The sequence below is a fragment of the Pseudomonas sp. Pf153 genome, from assembly GCF_001269775.1.
GTDB classification, from domain to species: domain Bacteria; phylum Pseudomonadota; class Gammaproteobacteria; order Pseudomonadales; family Pseudomonadaceae; genus Aquipseudomonas; species Aquipseudomonas uvaldensis.
In genome coordinates, this window is the sequence record NZ_LHVL01000008.1 from 81,091 (window position 1) to 100,338 (window position 19,248).

Genomic DNA, 19,248 nt, shown 5'->3' on the forward strand with positions numbered 1-19,248 from the left:
CCAACTCCATCGCGAGCGGACTCCCACAGGAACTCAACCCACCTGAGCCCCAAACTCCACCACCGGCATCTGCCGCTTCATCAACACTGCGCCATTGCGAATCGAATAAAGCGGCAACCCCTGGCTGCGGATCACTTCGTAATCACTGTCGGCCGACAGGATCAACAGGTTCGCCGGCCGTCCGGGTTCCAACCCGTAGCGCTCGCCCAGGGCCATGGCCTTGGCGCTATTGTCCGTGACCAGGTCCAGGGCGCTTTGCAGGTTGCGGTAGCCGAGCATGTGGCAGATGTGCAGCCCGGCTTCCAGTACCCGCAGGATGTTGCCGTTGCCCAGCGGGTACCACGGGTCGACGATGGAGTCCTGGCCGAAGCACACGTTCATCCCGGCTTCGAGCAGTTCATTGACCCGCGTGACGCCGCGGCGCTTGGGAAAGGTGTCGAAGCGTCCCTGCAAGTGGATGCTTTCGGTGGGGCAGGAGACAAAACTGATGCCCGAGTGGCCGAGCAGACGAAACAGCTTCGCGCAGTAGGCATTGTCATAGGAGCCCATGGCCGTGGTGTGGCTGGCGGTCACCCGGCTGCCCATGTCGCGGCTGCGGGCTTCTTCGGCGAGCACTTCCAGGAAGCGCGAATGCGGGTCGTCGGTTTCGTCGCAGTGCACATCCACCAGGCAGCCGGTGCGTTCGGCCAGGTCCATCAGGAATTTCACCGAACTGACACCCTGGTCGCGGGTGTATTCGAAATGCGGGATACCGCCCACCACATCGGCGCCCATGCGAATCGCTTCTTCCATCAGCTCGCGGCCGTTGCGGTAGGACTCGATGCCTTCCTGGGGAAACGCGACGATCTGCATGTCGACCAGATGACGACTCTCCTCGCGCACTTGCAGCATGGCCTTGAGGGCGGTGAGTTCGGGGTCGGTCACGTCGACGTGGGTGCGCACGTGCTGGATGCCATGGGCGGCGAGGGCCTGGATGGTTTTTTGGGCGCGGGTCCGGGTGTCCTCCTGGGTGATGGTGGCTTTGCGCTCACCCCAACACTCGATGCCTTCGAACAGCGTGCCGCTCATGTTCCACCGCGGTTCGCCGGCGGTGAGGGTGGCGTCCAGGTGTATGTGCGGTTCGACAAAGGGCGGCACCACCAGGTTGCCGCCGGCATCGAGGTCGTCGGGGCCGAGGCTGGGGGCTTCGGTCTGGCGGGCGATGTTGGCGATCAGGCCGTTTTCCAGGTGCAGCTCATGCAAGCCTTCGCGGTTGCGCAGGCGGGCGTTGATGATGTGCATCGGGCGAGTCCTTGTTATAGGTCTTGGAGTGGCGCAACAGCGGTGCGGGTACCCATGACGCCGGTCAATAACACATACGTTAGCGCGCCGGTGGCGATTCCTACCAGTGGCGCGATCCATGGCGAGTTGAACGCGGCGACGGTGCCGAGCCCATAGGCCAACAATCCGGGCCAATTGAATGCTGGCAGCCGTGCATCGGCCAGGCGTGGGTAATGGCCGCGCCAGCGGAAAAAGAAGTCGGCCATGATCACGCCGCCAATGGGTGGGATGACCGTGCCCAGCAGGATCAGGTACGGCACCAGCATGTCGTACATGCCCAGCAGCGCCAGCAGCGTGCCGATCACCGCGCCGCCCAGGGTGACGGTCTTGCGACGACCGGTGCGCAGCAGGTTGCAGCCGGCCACGGCGAAGTTGTAGATGGTATTGTCCTGGGTACTCCAGATGTTGAGCAGCAGCATCGCCATCGCCGCCATGGCGAAGCCCTGCAACAGCAGCACTTCGACCACGTCCGGCTGTTGGTAAACGATAGCCCCGTAGGCGCCGATCAGCACCATCAGGCCGTTGCCGAGGAAGAAGCCGATCAGGCTCGCCAGCACCGCGACTTTCGCCGAGCGGGAAAAGCGTGTCCAGTTGGTGGCCTGGGTCGCGCCGCTGACGAAGGTGCCAAACACCAGCGTGATCGCCGTGGACCAGTCGAGGCTGCCCGTGGGTACCACGGCCAGCAAGCCGTCGAAGCCACCGACCTTCACCGTCGCCACCCACATCGACAGCATCAGCAGCAACATCATGGCTGGCACAGCGATATACGAAAGGATTTCCAACCCCCGATAACCGATGTAGGCCGTGGCACAAAAGCCCAGGCCGAACAGCACCATCAAGCCCAACACGGTGCTTTGGTCTAACTGAAAATACTTGCCCAGCACCACGGCCGCGGTCGCCGTGCCCCAGGCGTACCAGCCGATCTGCGTGAAGCCCAGGATCAGGTCGCTGAGCTTGCTGCCCACCTCACCGAAGCAGAAACGACCCATCAGCACCGAATTGAGCCCGCTCTTGAACGCGATGTAGCCCAGGCCCGCGGCATAAAGGCCCAGCAGCAGGTTGCCGATCACGATCACTGTGAGCATCTCGGCAAAGCCGAACGCCACCCCCAGCTTGCCCCCGGCAAACATCGTGGCGGTGAAGAAGGTGAAGCCCAGCAGCACCATGGCCGTGGAAGCCAGGCCCTTGCGGGCATGCATCGGCACTTCACTCAGCGGGTAGTCGTTGCCCGGATCGTTCTGGGTCATGTGGCGGTCCTTGCGGTCAGAGAGGAAAGTCGCAAGCCTGCAGCGGCCGTGCCAAACGAGTGATCGCGAGTTATTTATAGTCAAACCGGGGAATTTCGTGAGGGAAGAGGGCAAAAGCGGTGCGGGGGTGATTCAAGTTGGATCACGGATGTGGGAGCGGGCTTGCTCGCGAAGGCGATCTGTCAGCTATCAATGGATTGACTGACACACCGCCTTCGCGAGCAAGCCCGCTCCCACAGAAAGTACAGCGCTCTTCAGGCCGCGCAGTGCAATGGCAGAAATCGCAACAGCGCCGCCACGATGGCTTCCGGCGCATCTTCCTGGACCAGGTGCCCGGCGTTCGGAACGGGATGAAATTGCGCTCCCGGGATCATCCGTTGCAGGGCCCGGCCGCGTTCGATGGGGATCCACTGGTCGTCTTCTCCCCACAGTATCTGGGTCGGGCAACGCACGTGCGGATACCTGCCTTCAGCTTCACGGGTATAGCGTTCGTCCATTTGCGCAATCTGCCGGTAGAACGCGGCCTGGCCTGTCTCGCCTAGCCAGGGCTGGACATACGGCGCCAGTTCCTCGTCCGGAATGTCCCGTTTGATTGCGCCGCGGATGTACGTCGGTACGATGGCCCGTTGAATGTAGTCAGGCAGTCCGCTGAAAGCGGCTTCGTGTCGGCGTACATGCTGCACGAAGGGGGATCCCCAGGGCGACAGTGCCACCGGGTCGATCAGGGTCAGGCTGCGGTAGTTTTTGCCATTGAGTAAATGCGTGCGCAGCGCGGTGGCGCCGCCGAAATCGTGAGCCACCACATCCGGGCTGTCCAGGCCCCAATGCTCCAGCAGTTGCGCGAGCAGTTGGTTTTGCACCCCGAGGGACACGTCCGCGTCGGGTTGTGCCGATTGGCCATAGCCCAGCAGGTCGAAGTAATGCACGGTGTGGGTGGCAAGGAACAGCGGGGCGATTCGGTGCCAGACATAGGAGGAGAAGGGCGTTCCGTGGACAAATACCAGCGGCGGGCCATCGCCCTGGATAGCGTAGCGGATGGCATGTCCGTTGAAGTCGTATACCTGATCCAGCGGCCAGTGGGTCATTGGCGTGTCCTCTTGGCATGTTCGAATCCAAGAGCATAGTCACAAAAAACTGGCCGATCAGCCGCCAGGCACCGGTCACTCGCCGCGATAGATGCAGCCGCTGGTGCACGTCTCATGGATGCGAATGGCGCTGAGTTCCGGCAACAACGGCTTCAACTCATTCCAGATCCACTTGGCGAGGACTTCGCTGGTGGGGTTTTCCAGACCGGGGATGTCGTTGAGGTAGTTGTGGTCCAGGCGCTCGTACAGCGGCTTGAAAATCGCCTTGATTTCCGAGAAATCACGAATCCAGCCGGTATGTGGGTCGATGTCGCCGCTCAGGTGGATCGCCACCTTGAACGAGTGGCCGTGCAGGCGGCCGCATTTGTGGCCGTCCGGGACGTGGGGCAGGCGGTGGGCGGATTCGAAGGTAAATTCTTTGAAGATTTCCACGGGGTTCGGGCTCTTTAAGGTAGCGGTCGCGAAGCAGGCGGCGGAGTTTATCAGGTTGGCCCCGGCGTTGCGCGACCGTGCTGACTAAAGGGTCAGCAAACGCTCCCCCAGCCCGCCGTTTGCCGCCAGCTCAAGGAACTCGTCGCCCAGCCGTCGGCTTTCGTCCATTGCGGTGCGCCAGTATTTGCGGCGGCTCGGGTCATCGCCCATGAAGCGCTTGAAGTCGTTACGGTCCGGCAGTTTGCCGAAGGGCAGGCGAGCCAGGTACTCCCGGGACGGCGCGAGCAACAGCACGTCTTGCAGGCGCTCGACGTTGGCCCGGCGCCACGGCAGGGTCTTGTCGAACCAACCGGGAATCACCCGGTCGGTAAAGTGTGGATACAGCACGATGTCATCGCCGCTGTAGGGCAGGTCGAGGTGATAGTCCAGCAGGCCGCCATCACGATAGGTACCGGCACCTGCGCCCGGCAGGTCGCGCACGCCCTCCATCACCATCGGAATCGAACCCGACGCCAGCAACGCCTGGCGCAGGTTACCGGCTTCCAGCGGGACGAAGCGCGATGGAAAATCGTTCAGAGGGTGCAAGGGTGGCGCCAGGCGAGGGTCGTGGACGATCAGCCGTTCAAAGTGGCGCGACAGCCGGGCGCGGCCGCGCAGGTTGTCCGCAATCACCGACGACAGTCCCAGGCCCAGCCGTCCGCGATGATCCTGGGCAAGCAGTCCATGGCTTTTGACCACCATGATGTTGAGCCGATAATGAGGATTGCCGAGGATCGAAGCGTCGCGGCCTTCGAGCAGGTCGTCGAGCATGCGCTGCGAACTCTGGCTGACACTGGCCATGGTCACGCCTTTGGAGAAGCTTTGCTCGTTGTACAGGGTACCCAGGCGCCGGATCCCTTCGGCGGCGTCCGGCAGGCAGGCGCTGGCGAAGCGCCAGGAACCCACCGAGGCCCCGATCAGCGAACGCTCCCGGGGGGCGGCGGGCAGCCATTCGCCAAACAAGGCCAGGTCCAGCCCCTGGATCCCCAAGGCCTTGGGACCGCCGGCGGCGCCGGGCAGGATACCGACGTCGGCCGCGTCGAGGCCCGCCTGGCGAATCCGTGCGAAAGCCCGGGGGCCGGCCTTGAGGGTGAGGGCAGGGAACTTGATATGGATGGCGGTCATACCGGTCTCTTGGCTTGGGCAAGCAACGGATTATAGCGGCACGCTCTTGCAGTGGGAGCGGGCTTGCTTGCGAAGGCGTCAGCACATCGGACATTGGTGCAAACTGACCCACCGCTTTCGCGAGCAAGCCCGCTCCCACACACAAGAGTTTGGCCACATTGATCTGGGTTCAATGATGGCAATTCAGTTTCAGTTAAGTTCATCCCGATACAGTCGCCCCGTGACGATTATAAAAAGGAGACACCCCGTGAACCGCCTGACTGCCTTTTTCATCGCGATGCTCATGGCCCTCGGTGCTGGCCTGGCCCACGCACGAGATCTTACAGACGACGAGGCCCAAAAACTGAGGGACGCTGGTACCATTCTGACCTATGAAAAACTCGACGCTGCTGCCTTGGCCAAACACCCTGGCGCCACGTTGACCGATGCCGAGCTGGAAGAAGAGTACGGCAAGTTCATCTATCAAGTGGAACTGCGCGATGCCAAGGGCATTGACTGGGACCTGGAATTGGACGCCGTGACCGGTGAGGTGCTCAAGAATCATCAGGATACGTAATGAAGCTTAATCGATGCGCCCGCCGTCCATGGCCGCTGGCGCTGCTGGCGTTTTGCTCGGTGGTCATGGCTCGGGACCTCGACCAGGACGAGGCCCTGCAATTGCGCCAACAGGGCGTGATATTGCCGCTGGAACACCTGCTGCAACAGGCGCTGGACCTGCACCCCGGCGCCAAGCTGCTGGAGGCCGAGCTGGAAGAGAAGCACGGCGTTTATATTTACGAGGTCGAGCTGCTGGATACCGACGGCGTCGTGCGCGAACTGGACCTTGAGGCCAAGACCGGCCGTTTACTCAAAGATAAGGAAGACTGATGCGCCTGCTTCTGGTGGAAGATCATGTTCCCCTGGCCGACGAGTTGATGGCCGGGCTGACGCGGCAGGGTTATGCCGTCGATTGGCTCGCCGATGGTCGCGACGCGGTGTACCAGGGCAGCAGCGAGCCCTATGACCTGATCATCCTCGATCTTGGCCTGCCGGGGGTTCCGGGGCTCGACGTGCTGGCCCAATGGCGGGCCGGTGGCTTGAGCACCCCCGTGTTGATTCTCACGGCGCGGGGTTCCTGGGCCGAGCGCATCGAAGGTCTCAAGGCCGGTGCCGACGACTACCTGACCAAGCCCTTTCACCCTGAAGAGTTGCACCTGCGGGTCCAGGGATTGCTACGCCGGTCTCACGGCCAGGCGAACCAGCCGACGCTCCAGGCCGCCGGCTTGCATCTGGATGAGGGCCGGCAGTGCGTGGTTCGCGATGGCACGGACATCCAGCTCACCGCCGCCGAATTTCGCCTGTTGCGCTATTTCATGCTCCATCCCGAGCAGATCCTGTCCAAGAGCCACCTCGCCGAACATCTGTACGACGGTGAAACCGAGCGTGACTCCAACGTGCTTGAAGTTCACGTCAACCACCTGCGGCGCAAGCTGGGGCGTAGCGTGATCGAAACCCGTCGCGGCCAGGGTTACCTGTTCGGCGGACAGGCGCAATGAGCGCCAGGCCGTGAGGTCCATCCAGCGGCGCCTGAGCCTGGGCCTGATCGGTGTGATGGTGGTGGTCGGCCTGGTCCTGGCGCAGACCAGCCTGTGGCTGTTCGAACTGGGTCTGCAGCGTTACCTGGAAGCGGGTTTGCGCAACGACAGTGAAAGCCTGCTGGTGGCCCTGGTGCGTGGCCCCCAGGGATTGCAACTGGATGAGCGACGCTTGTCGCCGGCTTACCTGCGGCCGTTCTCCGGGCACTATTTCCGCATCGATTTTGCCGACGTGCACTGGCGTTCCCGCTCCCTGTGGGACCAGGAACTGCCCCGGCTCGACCATCCGGGCCTGCACAGTAACCTGCAACTGGGGCCGGAAGGGCAGAAGCTGCTGGTACTGCGCACCGACTACCGACGCCTTGGACAGGCGATCACCATCAGCGTGGCTCAGGACTACACGCCAGTGCGCGATAGTTTTCGACGCATGCAACAGATCGGCCTTGGCCTTGGCCTGGCGGGGTTGCTGCTGATTCTGTTGCTGCAACGGTTCACGGTGCACCGGGCCCTGCGCCCGCTGGAGCGGGCCCGGGAACAGATTGCTCAGCTCCAGCGCGGGCAGCGCTCGCAACTCGACGAGCAGGTGCCCCGGGAGCTGGAACCGCTGGTGGCGCAGATCAACCACTTGCTGGCCCACACAGAAGACAGTCTCAAGCGTTCGCGCAATGCCTTGGGCAACCTGGGTCATGCCTTGAAGACCCCGCTGGCGGTGCTGCAAAGTCTGGCCTCGAACGAAAAGCTCGATCCGTACCCTGAATTGCGTGCATTGCTGCTCGATCAGCTGGAGCAGGTCCGGCAGCGCCTGAATCGTGAACTCAACCGTGCCCGGCTGTCCGGCGACGCCTTGCCGGGGGCACACCTGGACTGCGATACCGAACTGCCGGGACTGCTGGCGACGTTGAACATGATTCACGGTGAGCACCTGCATCTGGAATACGTCGCCGCGCCAGGCCTGCATTTGCCCTGGGACCGCGAGGACCTGCTGGAGCTGCTGGGCAACCTGTTGGACAACGCTTGCAAATGGGCGGACGCCGAAGTGCGCCTGACCGTGACCGAGACGGCTGGGGCATTCGTTCTGGCGGTGGAAGACGACGGCCCTGGCATCCCTGCGGACCGGCGCGACCAGGTGTTCAGCCGAGGCACGCGCCTGGACGAACAGACCGATGGCCATGGCCTGGGGCTCGGCATCGTACGGGACATCGTCGATACCTGGGGCGGGACACTGGCCTTGCATGACAGTGAATGGGGCGGGTTGAAAGTCCTGATTGAACTGCCTAAGCGCTGACGTACTTCACGACCCAAGACCCCTTGTGGGAGCGGGCTTGCTCGCGAAAGCGGTGTGTCAGCTGAAAATTCATGACTGACACGACGTTTTCGCGAGCAAGCCCGCTCCCACAGGGACGGTGCGACAACGTAGCGTTCGAAAACCCGCCGCATGGCCCTTGCAGCCTGGCGCCGCTTGCTGCACAGTCGCGACCTTTTTGTCCGGTGGCTTTCCATCGCTGTGCTTTGAGGTAACGATGATAAATGCAGTAATTGCCGCGGTTGGCGTCATGTTGGTACTCAGCCTGTCCCGCGTGCATGTGGTGATCGCGCTGATTATCGGCGCGTTGGTGGGTGGCATGACCGGTGGCCTGGGCATCGAGGCGACGCTCAAGGCGTTCAACGCCGGCCTGGGCGGTGGGGCGACGGTGGCGTTGTCCTATGCGTTGCTCGGCGCGTTCGCGGTGGCGATTGCCAAGTCCGGCATGGCCCATGCCTTGGCCGACAAGGCTCTGGCCATGGTGGATCGCCAGGACGCCGCCGGTGGTTCCGGTGTGAAGTGGGTGCTGATCGGCTTGTTGGGCAGCGTCGCCGTCGCTTCCCAGAACATCCTGCCGATCCACATCGCCTTCATCCCGCTGTTGGTACCGCCGCTTCTGTATGTGCTGACCAAGCTCCAGCTCGACCGCCGGCTGATCGCCTGCGTCATGACCTTCGGCCTGATCACCCCCTACATGTTCCTGCCGGTGGGCTTCGGCAACATCTTCCTCAATGAAATTCTGCTGGCCAACATCGCCCGCAGCGGCGTGGATGTCAGCGGCATCAACGTCACCCACGCCATGGGCATCCCCGCGCTGGGCATGGTGTTCGGCCTGCTGCTGTCGTTCTTCAGCTACCGCAGGAAGCGGGTCTACGATCTGAAGAAAATCGCCCGGGTCGAGCAGGTGGCAGTGCGCTATAACCCGATGAGCCTGATGGTGGCCGGGCTTGCAGTGGTGGCGGCGTTCGCAGTGCAACTGTTGGTGGATTCGATGATCATCGGTGCCCTGGTCGGCTTCCTGATCTTTTCGCTGTCAGGCGTGGTGCGCTGGCGCGAGACCGACGATCTGTTCACCGAAGGCATGAAGATGATGGCGATGATCGGCTTTATCATGATCGCCGCCTCGGGTTTCGCCGAAGTGATGAAGGCCACCGGTGAAGTCCAGAGCCTGGTGGAAGCATCTGCAGGCTGGATCGGCCATAACAAGGGCATCGGCGCGCTGCTGATGCTGCTGGTGGGGCTGCTGGTGACCATGGGCATCGGCTCGTCGTTTTCCACGGTACCGATCCTGGCGACGATTTTCGTACCGCTGTGCCTGCAATTGGGGTTCAGCCCGCTGGCCATCGTCTGCATCGTCGGTACGGCGGGTGCTCTCGGCGATGCCGGCTCGCCGGCCTCGGATTCGACCCTGGGCCCGACCTCCGGCCTGAACATCGACGGCCAGCACAACCATATCTGGGACACTGTGGTGCCGACCTTCATCCACTACAACCTGCCGCTGCTGGCGTTTGGTTGGGTGGCGGCGATGGTGCTGTAGCCTCAAGACCGAGTCGCCTCAATCGCGAGCAGGCTCGCTCCCACAGGGAATTGCATTCCAATGTGGGAGATTCTATGTTGCAGGGCAACCCTGCAACATCGGCTTCGGCTGGTATTCGCTCTGATTTTTCATCAGAGCGAATGCAACTCGGCAGAGCTTACGGGCAAGCACCACCAATGCCTGAGTTTTTGAAAAGCCTCTTGCCAGGTATGACTCGTAGAAGGGTTTCCATCTAGGCGAGCGAGAGGCCGTCATCGCAGCGATGTGAGCTAAGCGCCTTATCTCTGGATCGCCTTTCTTGGTTAGATACCGGGGGCCATTCTTTTTGCCAGAGTCATCCACCCTCAGGTCCATTCCCAAAAACGCAATAAATGCATTGCTGTTCGCAAAATTGCCCCGCATGTAACTGGTGGCCAGTCCGGTTGCGACCAGCTCGCCTACGCCTTCGATGGCTTTACAACGGACGATGTTTTCTGCAATTCCTGAGTCTTTGCTGACCTTTCGTAGCAGTTTCTGAATAGCCTTGATCGCTTGCTCAAAGGCTGTTTGCTGAGTGGCCAGCGCTTCCTTCAGCAGAGGCTCGTCGATCCAGCTCAACATCAGAGCGGTATGATTTCTGACCAGCGTCGCACGTCTATGAAGCAAGCTCTTTAGCGTTGTGTAGGCCTTTGGAGGGGGACACCAGAGCCGCAGCTCGTGCTGTTCATTGGTCAAATACCGCGCTAACAAACGAGCATCACAAGGATCGTTCTTGGCTCGCTGCCCAATGCCGCGACGATAGTTACTTACCCGATAAGCATCCACGACATAAACCTGATGCCCCATCGCATGAGCCAAGTCGACGGTGTCCAGGTGATAAATGTTGGTAGCTTCAATGGCAATGGCGCTTTGGGCGGGCAACGTTTTAAGCCAGCGTTTTAGGGTTGTTCGATCATTCTTAACGGTATCTATCGTTTGCAGATCAGAGCGATATACAGCGATTTCGGCCTTAGCGACATCAATGCCAACAACCGTTTGCGAGGTAAGGATTGTCATAACAAATCCTCGGGGCTAGGGTTTAGGTGCTTGTCGGGGTCTACCTTTGCGCTGGCTTGCATCTATCGTCGATCTTGTCGATGAATTCCTTATTGGCGCTTTGGGTAGAAGGGGCGGGACGAGAAGTCTCCCACGGTCCGTACTGGCTAGAGTCGGAATCGAGCTTTTAGTCCCGCCCACCCCTTCAAGTCTAAACATACAAGCGAGCCTGCTCGCGATGGCTTTGTGTCGGTCTGTGTGGATTTTTTGACCGGGTACATATCCATTGCTGCGGTAACGGCCGCTTAGGGTTCCGCCCTTACGGCGGGTCACTTTTGGAAAAGCGCCAAAAGTAACCAAAAGCGCTCTGCCCCACCACTGGGCACCTCGCCAAGGCGAGGTGTTCCCTCACTCCGGCATTGCTCCGTGGGCCCGCCGCGAAGGGCCATCCATGGCCCAGCGCGGCTAACCCGGCATCCATGCCGGGTTGCCCACTACACAATGCCTGCGTTCGGCCCTTGTGGTTAACGGGGCGTCCAAGATCAAAAGCCAAAGCAAGAGCAAGAGCAAGAGCAAGAGCAAGAGCAAGAGCAAGAGCAAGAGCAAGAGCAAGAGCAAGAACAAGAGCGAAGCGGCCTGTACCGATAGCCACCACCTGTGGGAGCAAAGCTTGCTCGCGAGACGATCTGACAGCCGGCCTGTTTCTCCCGGTTGCCCTGCGATCCAACTGTGGGAGCGAGCCTGCTCGCGATAGCGGTGGGTCAGGTTGCTTCAATGTCGAATGGTTCTACGTCAGCGCGGATCAACGATATCCAATGCCCGACTCGCCAATAACTCACTGAGTTCGATCATCTGCTGGACACCCGAGGCGATATGCCGACGTGATCCGTCCAGGTCAAAGGTCAGATCATTGAGCAGGGCGTTGGCGGAGGCCAGCGTCTCACTGAGGTTAGCCAAGAGCGTTTCACTGTCCAGGCCCTCCACGACAGTGAACAGCTGGCCGGGTATTGGTTTTTTCTTGGGTTGGGGTTTTGGGTCGAGGTAATGGTTCAGGACGCGTTCGGTGACTTCATCGATTTTCTTCGAATCGGAGCCGACGTCGGCTGAGGTAGAGGCGGTTTCTGGAGGATTGGGAGTAACTTTGATCATATGTGGCATTCCGTTTACTGGTTGGAGCTGCCACGTTCGTTTCCAAGCGAGGGGGTGGCAGCCGTACGCAGGTTGGAAAACCAGGGTAAACGAGCCCGGCAGACCCCGAAGGTCTCCCGCGCACAGCCGCCATAACGAATCGTGCGAAAACGGACGCAAGCTTACGTTATGAGGAGCGCATTTGCGCTGTTTACTGGTCAGGTTTCCAAGCCCGGTCGCTGAATTGGCAGCGACGGCCCGAGAGTAAAGAGAGCCCTTCCCACCCGGCAACCGCCAGAACTCGTCGGAAAAATCTTCCTGAATCAAAAGTGTGTCCGACCATTCCCACAGATTTAGGTCGACTGTAAAGCCGCCATCGCGAGCAAGCTCGCTCCCACAGTTTGATTGGGTTAGAACCGGAAGAGTCAGGTCGGCCATCAGGCCGCCTCGCTTTGCTTTGTTTTGCTTTGCTTTGGCTTATGATCTGAGACGCCCCATTAACCACAAGGGCCGAACGCAGGCATTGCGTAGTGGGCATCCCGGCATGGATGCCGGGATAGCCGCGCTGGGCCATGGATGGCCCTTCGCGGCGGGCCCACGGAGTAATGCCGGAGTGAGGGAACACCTCGCCTTGGCGAGGTGCCCAGTGGTGGGGCACAGACCTTTTGGTTACTTTTGGGGCGTTTGCCAAAAGTGACCCGCCGTAAGGGCGGAACCATAGGTGGCCGTTACCACAGAAATGGATATGTACTCGATGAGGCCGCCATCGCGAGCAGGCTCGCTCCCACAGGTTGATCAGTGAGCGAGCAGGTCAGTACCCGTTGGACTCGTAATCAACAGAAAACGAAAACCCAACCACCCGCTCAACCCCCGTCTCCAACCGCCCATCCGGCCAAAGCCGCAACCACCGATACCCCGGCGCCTGCTCATCCACCGCAAAATCCACAGAACCAGGCTCAAACTGAATACAGGTCGAAGGCGAAGCCAACAACCGCACCCCATTGCGCTCCCGGTCGATCTCTTGGTGCACATGCCCCCAAAGCACAGCCCGCACCTGAGGAAACCGATCCAGCACCGCGAACAGCGCCTCGGGGTTACGTAACCCGATGGACTCCATCCAGGGGCAGCCAATCGACACCGGATGATGATGCAAACACACCAGATGATGCCGCTCCGGCGCCTCGCTCAAGGCATTGGCCAACAGAATCAATTGTTCCTCGGCCAGAAACCCCGGCACCGAACCTGGCACCGCAGAGTCCAGCAACGTAACGCGCCAATTGCCAACGTCCACCACCGGATCGAGCAACGTGCTCTTGACCGCAGCTTCCAGCATTACCCGCGGTTCATCATGATTGCCCGGAAGCCAACGCGCCGGCGCGCCGATCCGCCCGCTCATCTGCCGGAACGCCTCATAGGATTGCCGCGTACCGTCCTGGGACAAGTCACCCGTGGCAAGCAACAGGTCAATGTCCGGTTGTTGTCCCAGGACCAGGTCGATCACGGCCCGCAGGCTGTCACGGGTGTTCATGCCCAACAACTCGCCGTCGGCCTCGGCGAACAAATGGGTGTCGGACAGTTGGACCAACAACGCCGCATCGGCGGTGGTCAAGGTGGATACGCTCGGCAAATCGCTCTCTCCCAGGCGCGATCACGCCATTGGATGAAGTCGCAATTATGCGGGGGATGATCGAAAGGGGAAACCCGCGAACCGGAACCGGTTCACAACCCGCAACCGGCAAAGCTAGCGAACCACTTCGAACTCATGACCCAGCGCCAGGCAATGACTCAGCCACTCGCCCAGGAACAGGTTCAACTGGGCCTTCTCGTCCGGCTGGTGCATCGAGGCATTGGGATAAGGATAGATGCCGCGAAAGCGTCGTGCATGTTCAGCGCTGACCACTTCGGCCATGCGTGCATCGTGGTAGACCTGAACTTCCAGTTGCGGCACCGGCAACCAGGGCAGGCTGTGCTCCTGACGCACCTGCAACGTGGTGGTGTACGGACAGGTTTGCAACACTTCGAGGGCCAGCACGCCGAGCATCTGGTCGCCGTGGGTCACGGCGATGCGGCGCGGCGCCGGGTCGTTACGCATGTCCGGCAACAAGCGCATCAGGCGGGCGTAGTTGGCCTCACAGGCCGCCTGCAACCCCACCAGATCGACGCGATAGCGATCGCGCAGCTTGTTCAGGACCATAGCCCCCTCACTTCATCGCGGTTCAAGGCCAGCCATTGCAAGGCAATGATGCTGGCCGCATTGCAGATACGTCCGTCGCGTACCGCCTGCAATGCATCTTCATAGGCCCAGACCTTCACGCGGATGTCTTCGGCCTCTTCTTCAAGACCATGCAAGCCACTCGCCCCAGCACTGTCGCAACGTCCCAGGTAGAGATGCACGAACTCATTGCTGCCCCCCGGCGAGGGAAAATACTTGGTCATGGGCCACAACGCGGTGAAGACAAGCCCAGCTTCCTCCTGTGCCTCACGATGAGCAACTTCTTCCGGCTGTTCATCCTTGTCGATCAGGCCGGCCACCAGCTCCACCAGCCAGGGATTGACCGTCTTGCCCATGGCGCCTACGCGAAACTGCTCGATGAGCACCACTTCATCGCGCTGCGGATCGTAGGGCAATACGCACACCGCATCGTGGCGCACGAACAGTTCACGGTTGATTTCACGGCTCATGCCGCCAGCGAACAATTCGTGACGCAGATGGACGCGATCGAGTTTGTAGAAACCCTGATAGCAGTTTTCGCGCTTGACGATGTCCACGGCGGTCGGTGTGGCGTTGGCGAAATCAGTCATGACAGTCCTCGTATGGAGCGGATCGATGCGAGGTTCCTACCTCGGCTTCGCGCCATCCTAACGCGCCCACCCCCTTTGATGCAGCCCCTTTCCTCTCACCGGGATGGACGGCAGGGGGTGAAAGAATTCTAATGAGTTTAGTGGCGAACTGATTGCCCTGCTGGCAGTCGAAGCGGGGAGCTTTCCGCCTTTCCCAGTTTCATGAAGGACACCCATGTCGCTTTTCAAATTCGTTTCAGTGGCCCTCGTCGCCCTGGCCCTGGGCGCTTGTCAAAGCCTGTTCCAGCCCAACTATCGCGCCCCGCTGGAGAGCACCCGCGATGCCTCCGAGCAACTGCAACCCGGTTGCGCCAGCACCGACTGCCCCCTGGTGAACATCGATACCCTGCGCTTTCCCGCCGAGCCGGCCCTGGATGGCATCATCGAAAAACGCCTGCTGGAAATGACGCGTACCACTTCCGATGCTCCGGTGGCGCCGACATTGACAGCCTACCGCGAGCAATTCCTGCGCAGCGCCGCCCCTGGCACCAGCAGCTATTTGCAGGCCAAGGTACGGGAGCAACATGACGGACTGGTGATCATCGAGCTTTCCAGCTATCTGGCCACCGGCGGCGAGCACGGAACGCCGGGGCGCGGTTTCATCAACTACTCGCGCCAGCAACATAAAGTGCTGACCCTGTCGGACATGTTGCTACCGGGTCAGGAAGAGGCCTTCTGGAAAGCCGTCCAGGTCGCCCACAACAGTTGGCTGATCAGCACCAAACTGGATCAGGAGCCCGAGTTCATCAAGCAGTGGCCCTTCAAGAAAACCCAGAACGTGGCGCTGACCTACGGCGGGGTGATCCTCAAGTACGAAACGAGCACCATCGCGCCCTACGCCCTGGGTCATATCGAATTGAAGATTCCTTACCCGCGCCTCAACGGCATCCTCAAGCCCGAGCTGTTTCCCGGCCGTAGCTGAACGCCCGGCCCAGCACCAGTTGCAGCGACCCTGCCAGGACCAGCGATGGCAGGGTTGCGCCAACGTCCGGATAGACGTTGGCGAGCAGATGATAAGTACTCACTCCGCCCAACCACGCCAGCAGCGCCGGCCAGCGCAACGCAGTCGAAGCCACTTGGCCGCTGCGCTTGCGCAGGATGAAATGATCCACCAGCACCACCCCGAACAGCGGCGCGAACACTGAGCCGATCAACAACAGGAAGTTCTGGTACTGCGCCAACGGCGCGAAGCAGGCGATCAGCGTGCAGATGACACCAATGGCCAAGGCCAGGTGCTCGACCTTCACCCCCGACAGCATTGCGCTGGACACCGCCGCCGAATGAATGTCGGCAAAGGCGTTTTCCGATTCGTCCAGCAGAATCAACAGCAACGGAATGCCCAATCCGGCGCCCGCCAGGGCCAGCAGCAATGCATTGACCTCACCGCTTGGCGCAAAGGCGAGGGTGTAGGCGACGCCCAGGCTCATCAGCCAGAAGTTACCGATGAAAAAGCCCAGGGCGGTGCCGCCGAAGACATTTGTGGCGCGCTTGCCGAAACGTGAATAGTCGGCAATCAGCGGCAACCACGACAAAGGCATGGCAATCGCGATATCGAATCCCACCGCCAGTGACATCGAGCCGTCGCCCGCCCGAGCCCACAATGCCGCCAGGTCGGCCTTGGCGAACAGGTTCCAGGTCAGCCACAGGCAAGCCCCCAACAGCAACCAGATACCCCATTTGCGCAGCACTTTGCGCACGAACGTCAGCGGTCCACTCACGGCAAGCAAGGTCGCCAGCGCGCCAAAGAACAAGGTCCACAGCAGCGGGTTCGCGCCCAGGCTGTCTTCGCTGAAAGCCCGGGCGCCGAGCAGGCTGGCGGCGTCGCGCATGACGATGATTTCGAACGAGCCCCAGCCAATCAGTTGCAACAGATTCAACACCGCCGGCACGCTCGCGCCTTTGCTGCCGAGGCTGAGTTTGAGGGCGGCCATGGCCGACAGGCCGGTGTCGCTGCCGATCACGCCAACGGCCGCCAGTAGCAGGACGCCCACCAACGTGCCGAGGAAAATCGCCAGCAACGAACCGCTCAGCCCGAGGCCCGGCGCAAGCAAGGCGCCGACTTGCAGGACCATGAGGCCGATGCCCAGGGAAAACCAGAGGGAGAACAGATCTCGGGCGCCGAAGACGCGTTTGTCCAGGGGGACTGGTGTGTCTGGGGAGTAAGTGCTGGGTTGGATGTTCAAGGGGGTTATCTCTGCAGAATATTTGTCGTTTTGATAATCGCTTTCGCGAGCAAGCCCGCTCCCACAGTGAACCTGCTGTGAACACACCTTCGGTGCACACCAGCAATCCACTGTGGGAGCGGGCTTGCTCGCGAAGACGGCGGCGAGATCACCATCGCCCTCAGCCCTACATCACACTTTCTTGTAAAGCTGACTGCCTTCCTGCTTGAACCGCTCGGCCTGCTCGGCCATCCCCTGGGCGACGTCCACATCCACCGCTTCGATGCGCTGGTTGGCCGCGTACTCCCGGACTTCCTGGGTGATTTTCATCGAGCAGAACTTCGGTCCGCACATCGAGCAGAAGTGCGCCACCTTGGCCGAGTCCTTCGGCAGGGTTTCGTCGTGGTACGAGCGGGCGGTGTCCGGGTCCAGGCCGAGGTTGAACTGGTCTTCCCAACGGAATTCGAAGCGCGCCTTGCTCAGAGCGTTGTCGCGGATCTGCGCGCCGGGGTGACCTTTGGCGAGATCGGCGGCGTGAGCGGCGATCTTGTAGGTGATGATCCCGGTCTTCACGTCATCCTTGTTCGGCAGGCCCAGGTGTTCTTTCGGCGTCACGTAGCAGAGCATGGCGCAGCCGAACCAGCCGATCATTGCCGCGCCGATACCGGAAGTGATGTGGTCGTAGCCCGGCGCGATGTCGGTGGTCAGCGGGCCAAGGGTGTAGAACGGCGCCTCGTCGCAGCATTCGAGCTGCTTGTCCATGTTCTCTTTGATCAATTGCATCGGCACGTGGCCCGGGCCTTCGATCATGCATTGCACGTCGTGCTTCCAGGCAATCTTGGTCAGCTCGCCGAGGGTTTCCAGCTCGCCGAACTGCGCTTCGTCATTGGCGTCGGCAATCGAGCCCGGACGCAGGCCATCGCCCAGCGAGAAGCTGACGTCGTAGGCCTTCATGATTTCGCAGATGTCTTCGAAATGGGTGTAGAGGAAGTTTTCCTTGTGGTGCGCCAGGCACCACTTGGCCATGATCGAACCGCCACGGCTGACGATGCCGGTGACGCGCTTGGCGGTCATCGGTACATAGCGCAGCAGCACGCCGGCATGGATGGTGAAATAGTCGACGCCCTGCTCGGCCTGTTCGATCAGCGTGTCGCGGAACAGCTCCCAGGTCAGGTCTTCGGCCACGCCACCGACTTTTTCCAGGGCCTGGTAGATCGGCACGGTGCCGATGGGTACCGGCGAGTTGCGGATGATCCACTCGCGGGTTTCATGGATGTGCTTGCCGGTGGACAGGTCCATCACCGTGTCCGAGCCCCAGCGAATGCCCCAGGTCAGTTTCGCCACTTCTTCTTCGATGGACGAACCCAGGGCGCTGTTGCCGATGTTGCCGTTGATCTTCACCAGGAAGTTGCGGCCGATGATCATCGGTTCCAGTTCGGTGTGGTTGATGTTGGCCGGGATGATCGCACGGCCACGGGCGATTTCGTCACGCACGAATTCCGGGGTGATGACCTTCGGGATGCTGGCGCCGAAGCTGTGGCCGGCGTGTTGCTGGTCCAGCAGTCCGGCTGCGCGGGCTACTTCCAGCTTCATGTTTTCGCGGATGGCGACGTATTCCATCTCGGCGGTGATGATGCCCTTGCGCGCATAGTGCATCTGGCTGACGTTGGCGCCCGGCTTGGCGCGACGCGGGTTATTGACGTGGGCGAAGCGCAGCTTGGTCAGTTCGGGGTCGGCCAGGCGCTGCTGGCCGAAGTTGGAGCTCAGGCCCGCCAGGCGCTCGGTGTCGCCACGGGCTTCGATCCACGGCGAGCGCACGTCGGCCAGGCCTTTGCGCACATCGATGATCACGTTCGGATCAGTGTAGGGACCCGAAGTGTCGTACACGGTCACTGGCGCGTTGATCTCGCCGCCGAAGTCGGTGGGGGTCACGTCGAGGCTGATCTCGCGCATGGGCACGCGGATGTCCGGGCGGCTGCCCTGGACGTAGATTTTTTGCGAGCGGGTAAAGGGCTGAACCGATTGCTGATCGACCTGGGCCGAATCACTGAGGTTGATCGCGTTTTTTGATTTTGTCGTCATCACGGGCTCTCCAGACACACATCCAGGCAGTGGATTTTTGTCGGAGCGAACCTGTTACGAATGGACGCATCCCGGCACGGTTGTGCGGATGCTGTGCTTGATGCAAGACGTGTTCGATTGTCGAACAATACCCCGGACGAAGCACAAGAGGACTCGCCGGGTGACGAGAAATCTTGTTCCCTACGCAGGCGCTAACCTGATCAGGTTCAACGGGATCCGAAATTATTCGATCTCAGCCTCATAGCAAGGCACCCCGACAAGAACCCGGCCAGTCTAGACACAACCACGAGAGAACGCCATCGCCGCGGCAAAAGGCGTGATGAATGGCGCAAATACAGGATTGTTGCCGTGCGTGCGCA

At 61.0% G+C, this 19,248-nt stretch carries 18 protein-coding genes and 1 riboswitch; of the genes, 6 read left to right on the forward strand and 12 right to left on the reverse strand.

Annotation, left to right across the window (positions count from 1 at the left end; translation table 11 throughout):
- Window positions 1-33: 33 nt before the first annotated feature.
- From codA to AD666_RS03350, 5 genes are all read right to left on the reverse strand, one after another.
- Window positions 34-1,281: a cytosine deaminase gene (gene codA, locus AD666_RS03330; RefSeq protein WP_053147542.1), complete on the reverse strand. Its 1,248-nt coding sequence runs from the start codon at window positions 1,279-1,281 to the stop codon at window positions 34-36.
- A gap of 14 nt (window positions 1,282-1,295) precedes the next feature.
- The gene (gene codB / locus AD666_RS03335; RefSeq protein ID WP_053147544.1) at window positions 1,296-2,567 is read right to left on the reverse strand and encodes a cytosine permease; all 1,272 of its coding nucleotides are present in this window, start codon (window positions 2,565-2,567) and stop codon (window positions 1,296-1,298) included.
- 254 nt (window positions 2,568-2,821) lie between these two features.
- Window positions 2,822-3,652 (reverse strand): alpha/beta fold hydrolase, encoded by an 831-nt coding sequence (locus AD666_RS03340; RefSeq protein ID WP_053147546.1) that lies wholly within the window; start codon window positions 3,650-3,652, stop codon window positions 2,822-2,824.
- 75 nt (window positions 3,653-3,727) lie between these two features.
- Window positions 3,728-4,084, reverse strand: a complete 357-nt coding sequence (queD, locus tag AD666_RS03345; RefSeq protein ID WP_047700553.1) for a 6-carboxytetrahydropterin synthase QueD — start codon at window positions 4,082-4,084, stop codon at window positions 3,728-3,730.
- Between the two features lie 84 nt (window positions 4,085-4,168).
- Window positions 4,169-5,248, reverse strand: a complete 1,080-nt coding sequence (locus AD666_RS03350) for a hypothetical protein (protein ID WP_053147548.1) — start codon at window positions 5,246-5,248, stop codon at window positions 4,169-4,171.
- Between the two features lie 247 nt (window positions 5,249-5,495).
- Here AD666_RS03350 and AD666_RS03355 point away from each other — a divergent pair, with 247 nt between their 5' ends.
- From AD666_RS03355 to AD666_RS03375, 5 genes are all read left to right on the forward strand, one after another.
- Window positions 5,496-5,804: a PepSY domain-containing protein gene (locus AD666_RS03355; RefSeq protein WP_172679588.1), complete on the forward strand. Its 309-nt coding sequence runs from the start codon at window positions 5,496-5,498 to the stop codon at window positions 5,802-5,804.
- Entirely contained in the window at window positions 5,804-6,115 is a 312-nt protein-coding gene (locus AD666_RS03360; protein WP_053147550.1) for a PepSY domain-containing protein, read from the forward strand. Before AD666_RS03355 ends, AD666_RS03360 begins: the two co-directional genes overlap by 1 nt.
- Complete coding sequence (locus AD666_RS03365) at window positions 6,115-6,783, forward strand: response regulator transcription factor (RefSeq protein WP_053147555.1); 669 nt, start codon at window positions 6,115-6,117, stop codon at window positions 6,781-6,783. The genes AD666_RS03360 and AD666_RS03365 overlap by 1 nt, the downstream gene beginning before the upstream one ends.
- A 10-nt stretch (window positions 6,784-6,793) precedes the next feature.
- Window positions 6,794-8,107 carry a sensor histidine kinase gene (locus AD666_RS03370; protein WP_053147557.1) on the forward strand — a complete coding sequence of 438 codons (1,314 nt, stop codon included), beginning with the start codon at window positions 6,794-6,796 and terminating at the stop codon, window positions 8,105-8,107.
- A 238-nt stretch (window positions 8,108-8,345) separates the two neighbouring features.
- Complete coding sequence (locus AD666_RS03375) at window positions 8,346-9,662, forward strand: Na+/H+ antiporter family protein (RefSeq protein ID WP_172679590.1); 1,317 nt, start codon at window positions 8,346-8,348, stop codon at window positions 9,660-9,662.
- Window positions 9,663-9,734: 72 nt separating this feature from the next.
- Here AD666_RS03375 and AD666_RS03380 read toward each other — a convergent pair whose 3' ends face one another.
- The 5 genes from AD666_RS03380 to AD666_RS03405 all read right to left on the reverse strand — a co-directional run bounded on the left by AD666_RS03380 (window position 9,735) and on the right by AD666_RS03405 (window position 14,606).
- On the reverse strand, window positions 9,735-10,697 hold the full coding sequence (locus AD666_RS03380; RefSeq protein ID WP_053147561.1) for an IS110 family transposase: 963 nt from the start codon (window positions 10,695-10,697) through the stop codon (window positions 9,735-9,737).
- Between the two features lie 771 nt (window positions 10,698-11,468).
- Entirely contained in the window at window positions 11,469-11,825 is a 357-nt protein-coding gene (locus AD666_RS03390; protein WP_053147565.1) for a DUF6124 family protein, read from the reverse strand.
- 790 nt (window positions 11,826-12,615) lie between these two features.
- Window positions 12,616-13,431, reverse strand: a complete 816-nt coding sequence (gene cpdA, locus AD666_RS03395) for a 3',5'-cyclic-AMP phosphodiesterase (RefSeq protein ID WP_053147567.1) — start codon at window positions 13,429-13,431, stop codon at window positions 12,616-12,618.
- A 114-nt stretch (window positions 13,432-13,545) separates the two neighbouring features.
- Window positions 13,546-13,998 carry a DUF1249 domain-containing protein gene (locus AD666_RS03400; RefSeq protein WP_003186471.1) on the reverse strand — a complete coding sequence of 151 codons (453 nt, stop codon included), beginning with the start codon at window positions 13,996-13,998 and terminating at the stop codon, window positions 13,546-13,548.
- On the reverse strand, window positions 13,989-14,606 hold the full coding sequence (locus AD666_RS03405) for an NUDIX domain-containing protein (RefSeq protein ID WP_053147569.1): 618 nt from the start codon (window positions 14,604-14,606) through the stop codon (window positions 13,989-13,991). The genes AD666_RS03400 and AD666_RS03405 overlap by 10 nt, the downstream gene beginning before the upstream one ends.
- A gap of 214 nt (window positions 14,607-14,820) precedes the next feature.
- On the opposite strand from AD666_RS03405, the gene AD666_RS03410 reads away from it, so the two are divergent.
- Entirely contained in the window at window positions 14,821-15,567 is a 747-nt protein-coding gene (locus AD666_RS03410) for an RsiV family protein (RefSeq protein ID WP_053147571.1), read from the forward strand.
- On the opposite strand, the gene cytX is transcribed toward AD666_RS03410, so the two are convergent.
- Together cytX and thiC are read right to left on the reverse strand one after the other, a co-directional pair.
- Window positions 15,536-16,828, reverse strand: a complete 1,293-nt coding sequence (gene cytX / locus AD666_RS03415) for a putative hydroxymethylpyrimidine transporter CytX (protein ID WP_053147573.1) — start codon at window positions 16,826-16,828, stop codon at window positions 15,536-15,538. The two genes, AD666_RS03410 and cytX, sit on opposite strands and share 32 nt — an antisense overlap.
- Before the next feature lie 171 nt (window positions 16,829-16,999).
- Entirely contained in the window at window positions 17,000-18,889 is a 1,890-nt protein-coding gene (gene thiC, locus AD666_RS03420; RefSeq protein WP_053147575.1) for a phosphomethylpyrimidine synthase ThiC, read from the reverse strand.
- Between the two features lie 160 nt (window positions 18,890-19,049).
- A riboswitch (TPP riboswitch) is annotated at window positions 19,050-19,155 on the reverse strand.
- Between the last annotated feature and the right edge of the window lie 93 nt (window positions 19,156-19,248).